15 protein-coding genes are annotated in these 14,937 nt (G+C 42.2%); 7 read left to right on the top strand and 8 right to left on the bottom strand.

Annotated elements, in window-relative coordinates; genetic code table 11:
• The first annotated feature begins 392 nt into the window (after positions 1–392).
• Together AC5JMK_RS13410 and AC5JMK_RS13405 are read left to right on the top strand one after the other, a co-directional pair.
• A complete protein-coding gene (locus AC5JMK_RS13410; protein WP_495910319.1) occupies positions 393–3,272 on the top strand; it encodes a glycerol-3-phosphate acyltransferase in 2,880 nt (959 codons plus the stop codon).
• Positions 3,269–3,604: a cupin domain-containing protein gene (locus AC5JMK_RS13405; RefSeq protein WP_096673140.1), complete on the top strand. Its 336-nt coding sequence runs from the start codon at positions 3,269–3,271 to the stop codon at positions 3,602–3,604. Before AC5JMK_RS13410 ends, AC5JMK_RS13405 begins: the two co-directional genes overlap by 4 nt.
• A gap of 69 nt (positions 3,605–3,673) precedes the next feature.
• Here the strand turns inward: AC5JMK_RS13405 and AC5JMK_RS13400 are convergent, their stop codons facing one another.
• The gene (locus AC5JMK_RS13400) at positions 3,674–3,967 is read right to left on the bottom strand and encodes a S41 family peptidase (protein ID WP_495910318.1); all 294 of its coding nucleotides are present in this window, start codon (positions 3,965–3,967) and stop codon (positions 3,674–3,676) included.
• Positions 3,968–4,022: 55 nt separating this feature from the next.
• Between AC5JMK_RS13400 and AC5JMK_RS13395 the strand changes: the two genes are divergently transcribed.
• From AC5JMK_RS13395 to AC5JMK_RS13385, 3 genes are all read left to right on the top strand, one after another.
• Positions 4,023–4,904, top strand: a complete 882-nt coding sequence (locus tag AC5JMK_RS13395; protein WP_495910317.1) for a helix-turn-helix domain-containing protein — start codon at positions 4,023–4,025, stop codon at positions 4,902–4,904.
• Between the two features lie 510 nt (positions 4,905–5,414).
• Positions 5,415–5,642, top strand: a complete 228-nt coding sequence (locus tag AC5JMK_RS13390; protein WP_495910316.1) for a ferredoxin family protein — start codon at positions 5,415–5,417, stop codon at positions 5,640–5,642.
• A gap of 134 nt (positions 5,643–5,776) precedes the next feature.
• Complete coding sequence (locus AC5JMK_RS13385; RefSeq protein WP_096673144.1) at positions 5,777–6,505, top strand: ABC transporter ATP-binding protein; 729 nt, start codon at positions 5,777–5,779, stop codon at positions 6,503–6,505.
• 63 nt (positions 6,506–6,568) lie between these two features.
• On the opposite strand, the gene AC5JMK_RS13380 is transcribed toward AC5JMK_RS13385, so the two are convergent.
• Positions 6,569–7,060, bottom strand: a complete 492-nt coding sequence (locus AC5JMK_RS13380) for a hypothetical protein (RefSeq protein WP_495910315.1) — start codon at positions 7,058–7,060, stop codon at positions 6,569–6,571.
• Between the two features lie 309 nt (positions 7,061–7,369).
• Positions 7,370–10,132 (bottom strand): two-partner secretion domain-containing protein, encoded by a 2,763-nt coding sequence (locus tag AC5JMK_RS13375; RefSeq protein ID WP_495910314.1) that lies wholly within the window; start codon positions 10,130–10,132, stop codon positions 7,370–7,372.
• Positions 10,133–10,233: 101 nt separating this feature from the next.
• Here AC5JMK_RS13375 and AC5JMK_RS13370 point away from each other — a divergent pair, with 101 nt between their 5' ends.
• The gene (locus tag AC5JMK_RS13370; RefSeq protein WP_096673150.1) at positions 10,234–10,845 is read left to right on the top strand and encodes a nitroreductase family protein; all 612 of its coding nucleotides are present in this window, start codon (positions 10,234–10,236) and stop codon (positions 10,843–10,845) included.
• A 358-nt stretch (positions 10,846–11,203) separates the two neighbouring features.
• Here the strand turns inward: AC5JMK_RS13370 and AC5JMK_RS13365 are convergent, their stop codons facing one another.
• Positions 11,204–11,341: a hypothetical protein gene (locus AC5JMK_RS13365; protein ID WP_495910313.1), complete on the bottom strand. Its 138-nt coding sequence runs from the start codon at positions 11,339–11,341 to the stop codon at positions 11,204–11,206.
• Between the two features lie 109 nt (positions 11,342–11,450).
• Between AC5JMK_RS13365 and AC5JMK_RS13360 the strand changes: the two genes are divergently transcribed.
• Positions 11,451–12,668, top strand: a complete 1,218-nt coding sequence (locus tag AC5JMK_RS13360) for an RNA-guided endonuclease InsQ/TnpB family protein (protein WP_495910312.1) — start codon at positions 11,451–11,453, stop codon at positions 12,666–12,668.
• Between the two features lies 1 nt (position 12,669).
• Here the strand turns inward: AC5JMK_RS13360 and AC5JMK_RS13355 are convergent, their stop codons facing one another.
• From AC5JMK_RS13355 to AC5JMK_RS13340, 4 genes are all read right to left on the bottom strand, one after another.
• A complete protein-coding gene (locus AC5JMK_RS13355) occupies positions 12,670–13,533 on the bottom strand; it encodes a DUF6671 family protein (RefSeq protein ID WP_495910311.1) in 864 nt (287 codons plus the stop codon).
• Positions 13,534–13,673: 140 nt separating this feature from the next.
• Positions 13,674–14,258 (bottom strand): protoporphyrinogen oxidase HemJ, encoded by a 585-nt coding sequence (gene hemJ / locus AC5JMK_RS13350; protein ID WP_096673154.1) that lies wholly within the window; start codon positions 14,256–14,258, stop codon positions 13,674–13,676.
• Between the two features lie 24 nt (positions 14,259–14,282).
• On the bottom strand, positions 14,283–14,456 hold the full coding sequence (locus tag AC5JMK_RS13345) for a hypothetical protein (RefSeq protein WP_495910310.1): 174 nt from the start codon (positions 14,454–14,456) through the stop codon (positions 14,283–14,285).
• A gap of 6 nt (positions 14,457–14,462) precedes the next feature.
• Positions 14,463–14,606: a hypothetical protein gene (locus AC5JMK_RS13340; protein WP_495910309.1), complete on the bottom strand. Its 144-nt coding sequence runs from the start codon at positions 14,604–14,606 to the stop codon at positions 14,463–14,465.
• Positions 14,607–14,937: the final 331 nt, after the last annotated feature.

Below are 14,937 nucleotides of genomic sequence, written 5' to 3'. Positions count from 1 at the left end.
CTTCTATTGACGTTCTTTTACCACAAAATATACTATTTTGGAGATGTTTAATCAGTTATCAGTTATCAGTTATCAAATTAAACTGATCACTATTAACTGATTCATGTCTAATCCTCATACTCTGTGAGAAGCCGTTCACCCTTGGCCAGGTGCTTTATGTCGAGGTAGACGCGTAGCGCCCCCACTGGCTCGCCCCCACTGGCTCACCGCTTGCGCGTCTACACGTAGCGTCTCCTCTGGAGAATCGCCGATTTCCCAATCCCCATTACCCCTACCTTCCCCTTATCCCCAATCCGTATTCGTGAAGTATTAAGAAAAAGTTCTGACATATACTAACAATTAGGTATTTGAGATTTTAGATTTAAATAGGAATCTAAAATCCAACATCCAACATGCTTGAACTCTGGGGTGTCTTAGTTATTGTAATAATCTGCCCATTATTAGGGGCATTACCGTTAATTGCTTGGATCACGCAAGCTCTGACAGGGCAGCAATTAGCGGAAGTCGGTACTGGTAATATTGGAGTATCGGCTGCTTTTTATCACGGTGGTACATTGGTGGGAATTTTAGCAGTTTTATCAGAAGCAGCCAAAGGAATTATCGCCGTTTTGATTGCTCGTGCTTATTTCCCCAATGGTTCGGCTTGGGAATTGGTGGCTTTAATTGCTCTAGTAATGGGCAGATACTTGATGGGAAGAGGTGCTGGGACTACAAATGTTGTCTGGGGATTTATGGTACATGACCCATTGGCAGCAGGATTTATATTATTAGTGACAGGCGTCAGCTTTACAATTTTGCGCGATCGCCAGTTAGCAAAAAATGTGGTTGTGATCACAGTTCCGATCATTGTGGCGATATTGCATATGGAAGATCCATTTATGATCATCGCTGCGATTGGACTTGCTGCTTTACTAGGCTGGATTTACAAACAAATACCTGATGACTTGGATCTTCCAGTGCAGAATGCAAAACCTAATTCCCAAGCAGTATTGCAGTTTTTGCGCGGAGATCAAGGTATTCTGTCGCTAGATGATGAACTAGATCCTGCGATTGTGGGAAATAAAGCAGCAAAATTATCTCAGATGAAACGTTGGGGTTATCCTGTACCTAAAGGATGGGTATTAATGCCCTATGAAGATCCTCAACAATTGATCGATTTTTTACAACCATCAGAATTATCTCCTTTGGTAGTGCGTTCTTCCGCAATTGATGAAGACTCAGAACAAGCCTCTGGTGCAGGACAATACGAAACTGTTTTAAATGTTACTACTAGAGAAGGTTTAGAAAATGCGATCGCCAAAGTCCAAGTATCCTACAACGAACCTCTAGCAGTTCAATATCGACGCGATCGCAACGTCACAGATACTGCGATCGCAGTATTAGTTCAACTACAAGTTCAATCAGTATTTTCCGGTGTAGCGTTTAGCCGCGATCCGATGACGCAGGAACAAGATGCAGTCGTGATTGAAGCTTTACCAGGAAGTGCTGTTCAAGTCGTGTCTGGACGAGTGACACCAGAACAATATCGGGCTTTTGTTGTGGATACAGACAATTTAGCGCTGATTCAATTAGAAGGACAAGGACGAGTACCAGCAGCGTTAATTAAACAAGTAGCATACTTAGCCCGCCGTCTTGAAGATCGTTATTACGGCGTTCCCCAAGATATTGAATGGAGTTATGACGGTCAAACTCTTTGGGTACTGCAAACCCGTCCAATTAGTACTTTATTACCAATCTGGACACGCAAAATTGCTGCGGAAGTTATTCCTGGGTTAATTCGCCCTTTAACTTGGTCGATTAATCGTCCTTTAACGTGTGGTGTGTGGGGAGGAATTTTTGCTCTTGTTTTAGGCAAAAAAGCTGTGGGATTGAATTTCAATGAAACAGCAACACTGCACTATTCTCATGCTTATTTTAATGCCACACTCTTAGGACAGATATTCCGGCGCATGGGATTACCCCCAGAAAGTCTAGAGTTTTTAACGAGGGGAGAAAAGTTAAGCAAACCGCCGTTAAATTCTACATTAGAAAATTTGCCTGGACTGCTGCGGTTGTTAATGCGGGAGTTATGGTTAGGGAGGGAATTTAGGCGGGATTATCGTCAACATTTTGCACCTGGTTTATCGCGGTTATCTTCAGAACCACTTGAGCAGCTAGACTCACCAGAGTTATTAGCCAGAATTAACTATATTTTAGATTTGCTACACCGTGCCACTTTCTACAGTATTATGGCTCCCTTGAGTGCAGCCATACGTCAAGCCATATTTAAAGTTAAAGACAGCAAGCTTGATAATAGTCTCACACCAGAAGTAGCAGCATTGCGATCGCTGCAAAATTTAGCCGCCAAAGCCAAGCAGCAATTTTCACGGTTCAAACCCGATACTGTGTTTGCGAACATGGCCGAGTCTGAATCAGGACAGGAGATTTTAGATGAATTTGATCAATTGCTGCAACGCTATGGTTATATGAGCGAAGTAGGGACTGATATTGCGATTCCCACTTGGAAGGAAGAACCCCAAGTGGTGAAGCAATTATTGGTGCAGTTTATGCAGGGAAATGAACCACCTAGAAGCCCAGAACACCAAGGGAAACGCAACAAAGGTTTTGTTCAAAGTCGTATGGATTTGAAAGGGCGAGTCACAGAAATATATTCTCAGTTATTAGCCCATTTGCGTTGGTCGTTTGTTGCACTCGAACAAATTTGGTTAAATTCAAGTTTGTTGAGTGAAGCTGGAGATATATTTTTTCTGGAATTTGCAGAAATCAAGCGCTTAATAGAGGGAATGGACACAGATTTAGTTGAGCAGTTATCTGAGATTGTGAAATTGAGGCGATCGCAACTTGTAGAACATGGTCAAATTAATCCAGTCTCCTTGTTAGTTTACGGCAATACTCCCCCGGCTCTACCTTTGCGAATTGCACCTCTGTCTCCTGATCAGGTATTACAAGGTATCCCCGCTAGTCCCGGACAAGCAGTCGGACGGGTAAAGGTGTTGCGAAATTTACAATCAATGACGGAGATTGACAAGGAAACAATTTTAGTAGTTCCTTATACAGACTCTGGTTGGGCGCCCTTACTAGTGAGAGCCGGAGGATTAATTTCTGAAGCTGGTGGTAGGCTTTCCCACGGAGCAATCCTGGCTCGCGAGTATGGGATTCCCGCAATTATGGATGTGCATAATGCTACCTGGATTTTCCAGGATGGTCAGCAAGTACGGATAGATGGTACTAGGGGTATTGTGGAAATATCCAATGATATAAGACCAGAATGAAACTGATATCCCTAAGCGAAATACCACAAGAGCCTGTTTCTCATAATCCTGAAATCAAGAAACAAGTAATGTTGCGGCTTGGTGAATTACCTGGTTTGACTAACTTTTCCCAAGCACGTTTTGCTCCCGGACAAATAGCTTCAGCACACGCACATGAGGATATGTGTGAAGTATTTTTTGTCGAAACTGGTTCGGGGATTATTCGTATTAATGATCAGGAATACCCTTTATTACCAGGAACTTGTGTAGCCGTAGAAAAATCAGAAACACACGAAATTGTCAATAATGGTACAACGGAATTAGTTCTCACTTACTTTGGTTTGCGAGCCTAGAGGGATCGGGGAGCGCTTACAAGGGAAGGGGGACAAGGGAGAAAAATCTATACACTGTTGGGCAAGTATTTATGGGTCAGCGTTTACAACAACTTTAATTGCCTTTTCAAGACACTGACTACTACTGTTTACACATTCGGGTATTTCAATATCTGGTTGAACCCCTACACCTTCAATGGTGTTACCCTTGGGTGAAACTACTTGAACAGTCGGGACAATGAGAGCAAAGCCTTGCCATCTCAGTCTAAAAGCCTCACCCCCAAACAGTGCTCCCATGGTGCGGGTTCCCAGTATTTTGGCAGCACCGTAGTCTTTGATGATTCCTGTGAATAGGTCACACGATGAGCCGCACTGACTATGCAATTTATAAAAATCTTTTGATTTTACGCTTTGTTATTTCACCAGTGAGGTCAAATTGATGTCTTCCCCAGCAACCGCTATGTGTCCAGCAGACGTAATCAAAGAGGAGTGGGTGCTGTCCAGACACATCCTTCAGTCGGGTGGGCTAATTGTGGAACATCAACTTCAGCCGTCCGGGGAGTGTGAAGTATCGTCCGGGCTAACTCATCATTTCCTGGTTTTTGAACTGGGGAATGTGACACGCCAAGTTTTCCGTATCGGGAAGCAAGAGTATGACGGATCTCTACTGCAAGGCGAACTACTTCTGATTCCGGCTAAAGCTCCTTTTTTTGGAGCTTGTGAAACGACTGATGAAATTTTGGCATTGTTCATCGATCCAACTTTTCTACATCAAATGTCGTTGGAAGCAAATTGTCCCCACTCTGAGCAAGTTGAGCTTCTCAGCGTTATAAATACACGTGATCTGCAAATTGAATCTATTGTGCAGTCTATTCACAATGAAATCCAGCAAAACAGATGGGGAAGCAGATTGTACTTAGATTCTTTAGCAAACTTGTTAGTAATTCATCTACTTAGAAACTACACTTCCAGCCCTCTTAAACTGCGAGAATACCAGGTAGGGTTAGGTGAATTTAGACTAAAACGGGTATTAGAATATATCAATGCCCATCTTGAACAAGATATTGGGTTAGCCGATATTGCTGAAGTAGCAGACTTTAGCCAATGCTATTTTTCTAGTCTCTTTAAGCAATCAATGGGGATAGCTCCTTGGCAGTATATAGTACAGCAGCGAGTTGAACGAGCAAAGAAGTTGTTAAAACAGCGCAACAATTCAATTTCAGAGATAGCATTACAGTGCGGCTTCAACAGCCAAAGTCACTTTACACAGCAATTTCGTAAAATGACAGGAGTCACACCTAAGATATATCAAGAACATTAAGCCTTAAAGCTTGAACGTTGAGGTTTGAAACTAGAATTTTGAGGTTTGGGAGCATCCCAATTTTTTCAATATACTGCGCTTGGATTTAAATCCTTAGCTAATAGCACAAGTCGTCTGAAGACGACTCAAACAAATCTCAAACAAATCAAGTAGTCTGCTTAAAGCAGACTTTCGCTATGAGACTGTGATTGAAATCTAATACCATTTCCATATGAAGATGCATAGAAAGAACCCCACCGCCTTCGGCACCTCCCCTTGGTAAGGGGAGGTTGGGAGGGGTTAAAATAATGTGCAGCTTCATATTTAATTGGTATTAGGCGAGTTTTGAACGTTCGCTATGAGACTGCGATTGAAATCTTAGGCGGGTTTTGAACGTTCGCTATGAGACTGCGATTGAAATCTTAGGCAGGTTTTGAACTGATCCAAAATCTAAAATAGAATGACCAACTGATTGTTGTTAGTCTAGAAAAAACTTAAAGTGCAGTAATTTTGATCCGAAAGAGGGGAACTATGCCACATACAATTGTTACAGATGTCTGTGAAGGCGTCGCGGATTGCGTAGATGCTTGTCCAGTTGCTTGTATTCATGATGGTCCAAGCAAAAATGTTAAAGGTACTGATTGGTATTGGATCGACTTCGCTACCTGTATTGACTGCGGTATATGTCTCCAAGTTTGCCCAGTAGAAGGTGCGATCGTCCCAGAAGAAAGACCCGAATTGCAAAAAACGCCATTATAGTTATTTGTCCTACCCTGCGGGAAGCCGCTTGCGCGTCTATGTCATTCGTCACTTGTCATTTGTAAATCACAATTACTCTTGACGAATGATTCATAATTAATGACTATTAACCAATGACCAATGACCAATGACCAATGACCATTGACTACTTACTAGAAGTTGATAATGTCCACGCTGGATATATTAAAGATGTTGATATTCTGCAAGGTGTAAATTTCCGTGTTTCTCCTGGGGAATTAGTCACGGTGATTGGCCCTAATGGTGCAGGAAAATCAACTTTGGCAAAAGCTATTTTTGGATTGTTGACACCTCATACAGGAACAATCACTTTTAAAGGAGAAAATATCACTGGTTTAAAATCAAACCAAATTGTGCAGCGAGGGATGTGTTATGTACCGCAAATCGCCAATGTTTTTCCCTCTCTATCTGTAGAAGAAAATCTGGAAATGGGTGCTTTTGTCCGCAATGTTCCTCTTCAACCACTCAAAGACAAAATATTTACCATGTTTCCTCGACTGCGCGATCGCCGTCGTCAACGTGCTGGTACACTCTCCGGTGGCGAACGCCAGATGTTAGCAATGGGTAAAGGCTTGATGTTAGAACCCAGTCTACTGCTTTTAGATGAACCTTCTGCTGCTTTATCTCCGATTTTGGTGACTCAAGTATTTGAGCAGATCAAAGAAATTAACCGGGGAGGTACAGCTATTGTCTTAGTCGAACAAAATGCTCGCAAAGCTTTAGAAATGGCTCATCGCGGTTGCGTACTCGAATCTGGACGCGATGCAATCACAGGTCCCGGTCAAGAATTATTAAATGACCCTAAAGTCGGAGAATTATATTTAGGAGCAGGAAAAGGACATTAGATCGGGAGCATCCCAAATGTTCAAAAATCCCACCTGCGTTCCCCGTTAAGAGTTCCCTGCTATTTATAACCCACCGCGATCGCGTTCTAGGTCGTAAATCACCTTATCAACATACCAATCAGCCGTTTTATTGGGAAATTTTAGTTGGGCTTGGATGAAAAGGCGCTTTGCTACTTCTCTATCATCATGCAACAAAGTCATGAGTCTGTTTTGAAGTTTGCGGCTAGCTTGCTCAAAGCTAATAATACCAGTTTTTGAACTTGCAAATGAGGCGCTATCTGTAGTACTTGCTTGGCGATTTCCTCTGTCTTTTAAAGCTACACCAAGAGCCACACCACCTACAACTGTTGCTACTAACCAAAGTTTGGATTGATTATCTTGTGGTGTTACGAGTGTGGGAGTTGTGGAACTAGAATCTGCAAGTTGTGTAACTGGTTGTTCAACTCGCTGTGCAATTGTGGGTGCGAACTGAAATACCAAAAGACTGGATACAACCCCAGTCGCCAAAACTTTCAAAGCATCTACAGATTTGTGAATAGAAAAAGTGTGAAACATCTCCTAGAAAGAAAACTCAAAAATTATTATTATTTCTATAATTCTATTTTGCGCGATCGCTATGACACAAATATGTCAATTTTCTGACGCTCATGCGATCGCCTGTGGATGTTGAACTAAGTTGAGCATAAATTTATTTGGCGTTGCATAATTGCGGGATGATTTTGGAATTTTCATCAACGGTGTGTCCCCGCGTCACCGTATTTCCTATCTTGCATCAGCTTTTCATTCCGCCAATAAATTTATTTATTGGCTAATAGCTAAAGTCAGATAAATCTGACTAGGACGGTGTTTGAGTCCATTCGTGAACTACCTACACTGACTGGGTACAGTAGTAAACGAGGAACTGTCAGGTGTCACAGTCGGTGTACTCGCTACTAAAACCACTTCACCATCGGGATTTATGACCCAGCCTTGAGCTTCTACAATCTGAGTCGGGGGATTTATAGAGTTGGCTTCTTGGGTTTGTTGTTCCTCAAGTCTGCTTCTGGGTTGGTTTTGAGTTTCTTCAGGAAGCAATATCCAATTACTCAGGACTTGATCAGTAATTAACGGTTCTGTGGGACTAGGTGGTATACCTCCACGTCCTGTGGCGATAAATGATCCCCTCATTTGCTTGTCATCTCTTTTGCAGCCAGTAGCAATTTGTTGGGAAGCATCAACGAGATTGACGCGCAGTTGTTCTAATCCCTGACTAGGGTCAACATCAGGTGTATTAATTTGCACTGTACCACTTAGCTCTGGACTAGCGCCTGTGGCGGTGATGTCGCTGTCTGAGGTTGGTGATTGTCGGAACTGGATACCAAAAAAACCTTGGGTATTGATTATTACCCTTCCTCCCAGAAAGTTATCGGAATTAGCACTGATATCGCTATTTGCAAAAGCAGCGAGAACATCAGTATCAATATTGATGTTGCCACCGATATTATTGCTACCTGTGGCGTTGGTAGTAATGCTGCTGTTCTTACCTAAAATTATCTCGTGCGATCGCAGTGTAATATTACCTGCACCACTAAGAGTATCTGCACTAATTTTGCCTTGGTTCAAAAGACGAATTGAGTCAGCATCGACTTTTAAGGAACCTGCAACTCCCGAACCTGCACTGCTAACTGTTACTTGCGCCTGATCACGAATATTTAACTTGCCAGTATTAATGATTAATTCTCCTCCCTGACCTGTGGAAGTATTAGAAGTATTGGCAAACAATCCACTGCTAGGGCTGACATTGGGAACTATAACTGGAGTGTATTGGCGAAGTCGAGTCAAATAGGTAGGGTCTGTACCAGCAAGAGTAATCCTGTTGCTGATATTGAGAGTAATACTACCAGCCTTACCACTGCTAAAACTAGTAGTAAAAACTTGTCCACCGTTAGTAGCTTCTAAAGTTTCGGCGTCAACGATAATGTTACCTCCATCTCCTTGACCACGAGTTCTCGCACCCACAACAGCACCATTTGTGATACTTAGGGATCTAGTATTGATGTGAATATTGCCACCCTTGCCTATACCTGTATTTTCCGTACTGCTAACCGCGCCGCTAGAGTAGCCATTGAAACTATAACCGTCAAATACAACGCGATCGCGAGCCTGTATATTTATATTACCTGCGTCACCACGTCCAAAAGTATTGGCAACCAGTCGCGCGCCATTTGTGATAAACAGTGACCCAGTTGTGATATTCAGACTAGCAGCATTACCTACGGCTGTTGATACGGCTGTTGAACCAACAGAACTAGCAGCCCCACTAATGTTTTCTAAATTAAAACTAACGCCATCAAAGGAAACGGTATCGCGAGCAACTATATTGATATTGCCTGCATTTCCCTGTCCTTGGGTTCTAGCTAGGATTGCAGCAGCATTCTTGACAAAAAGTGACCCAGTGATGATATTTATATCACCACCATCGCCTACGGCTTTTGGGTCTACGGTAGTGTACGCCCCAGTAGAAAAATCACTACGCATTCGGTCAAAAATAACTGTATCACGGGCAAATATATTAATGTCGCCTGCATTTCCTTGTCCAGAAGTTGTGGTTCTCAGTTGACCGTTACTTGTCAAAGCCAGCGATCCAGTGCTGATATTAATATTGCCACTATAGCCTATAGCTTCGGTTTGCACTGTATTAGAAATAATACTTCTATCAACATTAATTGCTTCTGTGGCGTTAAGATCAATATCCAGCGCCTTTGTGGCAACAGAACCTTTTCCTGACTCTATCCCTGCTTGCACGGTACTTGCATCCGACAGAGTTAAATTGCGAGCATTGATGGCAATGCTACCACCACCACCAGCAATAACACTGACTTGAGCCGCATTATCGAGAAATACATCTTTTCTTTGCCCATCATTAGGCAAACTTAAACTGAGAAATGAATTATCAGCATTGAGTCCAATACTATTATTTTCTGCAATTCCTGCCAATTCAACTCGACCGCCGGGGGCTAGTATTTGCCCGCCGTTAAGCTGTAAACTGCCACCGACAAGGGCTAAAGTCTTACCGGAATTCACCTGTAGTTCAGAACCTTGTACTTGAATATTTCCGGTATTGTTGCCGTATTGCAAACCAATCGGTAGACTGACGGTTAGTAAAGTTGTTGCTGTGTTATTTGGTATAGCACTAAACTCTTTGCCATCAGCAAATTTAAAGCTACTAGCTGTAGTTGCCAAAAATGAGCCACCAATATTTAACCGTGCATTTTGACCAAAAATAATGCCATTAGGATTAATTAAAAACAGGTTTGCTGTTCCGTTTGCTCTGATTAAACCATCAATATTAGAAATTGAAGCACCTGTGACTCGTGTCAGAATATTTTGAATATTTGCAGCATTGTTGAAAAAAGCCGTGTCACCAGTGGGAAGAGAAAATTCTTGAAAGCTATGGAATAAGTTGCTACCCGCTTGGGTTCCACCTGTGATGTTGAAAGTGTTATCTTCTTTGGTGACATTGGAGTTATTCGGTAAAGTGCGATCGCCAGTAATTTGAGCAACTGCATAGTTTGCAGAGAAAATATGTGTGATTGCGATCGCCATACCCAAAAACTGAGTCAAACAACTACTCCCAAAACTAGTCATTTTCTCTCCCTAGCTCCATAGCAGTAGCACAAGTCTTAGCACAATTAAGTACTATCTAGGATATCAGAGTCGAAGATATTGATTTTATAGGATAACAAAGTATGGAAAAGCCTGCTAATTCCCAATATCCAATTCATGAGTTGCTACAACGACGCTGGAGTCTTCTAGCATTTTCTCAACAGCCAGTTGAAAAAGAAAAACTTTGTAGTTTACTAGAAGCTGCGCGCTGGGCTGCTTCTTCGTATAATGAACAACCTTGGCATTTTATTGTTGCAACTCAGGAAAATCCTGAAGAATTCAAACGTTTGCTTAGTTGTCTGGCTGAAGGAAATCAAGTTTGGGCGCAACATGCACCTGTCTTGATGCTTTCGGTAGCAAAACTCTACTTTGAGAAAAATCACACTGAAAACCGTCATGCATTTCACGATGTCGGTGCAGCAGCTTGTAGTTTAGCAATTGAAGCAACTTCTTTAGGTTTGTTTATCCACCAAATGGCAGGCTTTGATGTATCAAAAGCACGGAAATTGTACAATATCCCTGAAGGCTATGAACCAGTAGCAGCGATCGCAATTGGTTATCAAGGCGATCATGAAGCATTACCAGAACAATACCGACAACGTGATTTTGCTCCCCGTCAGCGCAAACCTTTAGAAACCTTTGTGTTTACTGGAAATTGGGGAAACACTTCGCCTATAATTTCGTTGGATTCTTAAAGATTTCTAGTACAAAAAATTGATCTGTAGAGACACATAGCAAGATCCCGCAGGGTAATTTCCTTTAGACCTCTTGCAAAAATATTTTTACCCCACCCTAACCCTAAGCGTTTACCTGCGGTGTACACATAAATCCTCTGATCCCCCTAAATCCCCGCGCTGACGCGCCGCTACGCTAGAAAAAAGGGGGACTTTGATTCTAGTTCCCCCTTTTTTAAGGGGGGTTAGGGGGGATCAAAACGCTACTAGGCAACTTTGTAAGACTTCTGTGTACACCGCAGGCGTTCACGGGGGGATTGAGGGGGGTTCATTCGACTTTTGCAAGAGGTCTTTTGTAGAGACGCGAAATTTCGCGTCTCTACATAGGATTGTGGGCTAATACGATTCCTAAATTATTCACCTTTTGCCGCAAGGAGGCTCCCACTGTACCTGTACGGCTGTCAGTGGTGAGAGGAATTGCGGGTTGAAAACGAGGTACACCCCCGATTGATAGCAACCGTAGGTTGTTGAAGAAGAGGGGTGTCTGAGTTTTCAACAATCTCCGGAAACAAACAACGGAGAATTGTAGTCTATAATTGCAATCACATGGTGAGTAGGTCAAACTCATGGAACAAGTACTGACGCTAGTTTGCAAACTCAACCCCACGCCCTTACAGTCGGAGAAATTGGAAGTAGTGCTTCATGCTTTTGCTGAAGCTTGCAACTATACCAACCAAATAATTAAGCCGGATATAACGAGCAAGTTAACCATCCAGGGCATTGTCTACGAAGACTTAAGAACTAAGTTTGGGTTGCCTGCTAATTTAGCTGTCAGAGCTTGTGCCAGAGTTGGGGCTAACCGTAAAACAGCAAAACAGAAGAATAAACCTGTTATTGCGTTTAAACCCACATCTGCTGATTATGATGCTAGGATTTTTGCTTTCAGGGAGAAGGATTGGACTGTCAGCTTGACCACGTTGTCTGGTCGAGAACATATTAAAATCAATGCTGGCAATTATCAACGCGGAAAACTTGTTGGACGGAAGCCCACAAGCGCTCAGTTATGTAAGCACCGCGATGGTCAGTATTACATCCACATTCAATTAAAAGATGAGGTTCCTGACCCGCAGCCAAGTAAAAAAGTAATCGGCGTTGATTTTGGACGCCGCGATATAGCCGCAACTAGTAACGGTGATTTTTGGGACGGGAAACAGTTAACCAAGACGAGGGATAAATACAGCAAGGTCAGAGCGTCTCTCCAACAAAAAGCTTCCACACGCACAAGGTCTAGTCGGCGTAGATGTCGGCAAGTCTTGGCACGGCTATCGGGGCGAGAGAGACGATTTCAAGCGTGGGTAAACCACAACATTAGCAAGACAATCATCCAGCAAGCCAAAAGTGAAAAAGCACTTGTAGCAATCGAGGATTTGACAGGCATTCGTGAACGAACAAACCAAAAGCCGCGTAACAAGACAGAACGCCGCAGAAGTAACTCGTGGGCGTTCTACCAGTTGCGGATATTTATGGAATACAAAGGACTACGGGACGGCGTAGAAGTTGTTGCCGTCCCTCCTGCCTACACAAGTCAAACCTGCAATCGTTGTCTACACATTGGCTTGCGCTCGCAGAAGTTATTCAAATGCGGCAACTGTGGGCTATCTTGCGATGCTGATTTGAATGGAGCGAAGATGATTGCATTGTTGGGGCTGTCTGTAAACCAGCCTGGAGGCAAGCGCGGAGCGCAGGCTTCGCCAACGAACGGTTTGTGCTGTAATCTCAGCACGGACTCTTCAGGGCTACTGAAAGCCCACACTGTATTCGGTACTCCGAATCAGTGTGGGTAGTTTACGGATTGCAATAATTACAATTTACTGGCTCTGCGTATTCATTTCCATATGGAAATAATTCTTCTTGAGTAAAACCACATTTTTGACATTCATATATAACAGCACGAGTCAAAGAAGTTGGCAGATAACACAATGCACAAGGTAAACCCCTAATTATTTTGTTGATTTCAAAGCCGGGTGTAGAACATTTTGGACAACAGTTATTAATTTTTTTTAATAAGTTATGCGTGGCTTTGGCAATATTTTTCATGCGTGTGGGATTATACATTGCCCGCATATCTGTTTCTACATGTGCTTTACCTGTTGACGAATTTTTCAGGACAAAATTTACAGCTTCTATGAGTTTTGCTTCTGTAATAATTCCTTTAATTACTTCAGTGCTATGTTTTGGTGATTCATCAAACATGACTATTAGACCATGTTCAGGGAAACCTACTTTTTGAGCGAATTGTAAGGCTTGCTCAACACTTTCTACAACTAAATAATCATGGTTAGTTTTGGTAGATAATTCTTCACCAATAATTTCTAAATCATGTATTTGGTCTAATAAAATGAGAACTTCTCGATTACTGGAAATAAAAGGGATTTCAGGATGAGGGCTAAAACTGCCTTCACTGGCGATCGCTAAAGTTTCACCAGTTAGTTCTAATACTTTTTTTGCCTTCAACCTTGCAGCTTCAATTTGATTTCCTGGACGTTTTACTTCTCTAGTAAATGTACCAAAAGCATCAGTATCAAAATTGTCAGGCACTATAATTTTTATTCCTAATTCTGCTTCTAAGATAGGAGCAATTACTTTTTCTTTTTGATGCTTCGTAGCCAGTACAGCAATTCTATTGGTAAATAATGTTTTCTGTTGCATTCTTTACCTGGTCAAATAATTTTGAAAGTTAAAGTCCGATAAATCTAGATAGAAAAGTATTTGAGTCCGTTTTAACGGACCTATGCTATTAGCCTGAGAATAAATTCTCAGGCGGGATTGGACATAGATGCAAGATGTCACTAAACCTGCTGCTGAGGAATCTGTGTCATTTCTGCAAGTTGCTTTTCTTTATCAAGTCTGCGCTTTCTAGCATAAAGTTGGATTGTCACCGCCATTAGAAGTACCAAGCCGAAAATTACCCAAGCAGTCAAGTCTGTGGGCAAACTATTCTTAAAGACAACCAACATCACAATCACCACTAGCAAGACAGTTGGTGCTTCATTCATCGCTCGCATCTGTTTGCTTGTCCATTTGCATCTATTTTCTGCCAACTGTTTCATCAAACGGGAGCAATAATAATGATAAACAAGTAAAAGTGCCACAAATCCGAGTTTATAGTGCAACCAAGTTTGTTTTAAAAATTCTGGTTGCGTCACCAGTAAACCAATTGCACAAGCTACCGTCACCAGCATTCCCGGAGTGGTGATGATGTTGTAGAGGCGCTTTTCCATGATTTGATATTGATTTTTGAGTATCGTTTTTGCTGGTTCTGGTTCTTGTTCAGCTTCGATGTGATAGATGAAAAGACGCACTAAGTAAAACAGTCCAGCAAACCAAACGACAACGCCGACAATATGAAATGCTTTAAACCAAGAATAAGCCATAAATTCTAACTTGTGTTTCTACTCTCAAATATCCAGGTTACGGCAATTGGTGGGAATGGGGATCACAGATAAAGAACTGTAAAGTATGAAGACGGAGATTGAACAACCTGAGTATTTTCTGGCGATCGCTTGCTCACCACTAAGAATTAATGACACAGAAATGGACAGACACACCGGATGTGCAGAGGTTTGAACCATAAGCTATTAAGCTTCTTGTTTCAAGTGAGAAGTTTGTTGTTTCAACCCAGAATTTTCTTGTTTCAAGTGAGAAGTTTGTTGTTTCAACCTAGAATTTTCTCGTTTCAAGTGAGAAGTTTGTTGTTTCAACCTAGAATTTTCTTGTTTCAATTGAGAAGTTTCATGTTCTGAACTTGGGTGGTGAACCTTAAAGCTTGAAGAGTGAACTTTTGAGGTTGGATGATGGTGTTGCAGAGGCGATCGCACTACTCAAACTCAACATCCAATGCGATCGATCGCATAGTGGCTCCTAATACCTCCAGCACGCTTATTTAAGACTGTTGCTGTGCTATTTGTCTAACCGCTTCAATCTCAACTTCCAACTGTTGAGCTATTTGTTCGACACTCACTCCCGCTTTTAGCAATAGCGGTACAGCAGCTAACTTACCTTCTTCTTGTCCTTGTTGTCTTCCTTCTTCTAATGCTTCTTGGTAAACTCTAG

Source organism: Pelatocladus sp. (assembly GCF_059505505.1).
Note: the sequence above shows the minus strand (reverse complement) of the source record. Positions and strands in the feature narration are given on the sequence as shown.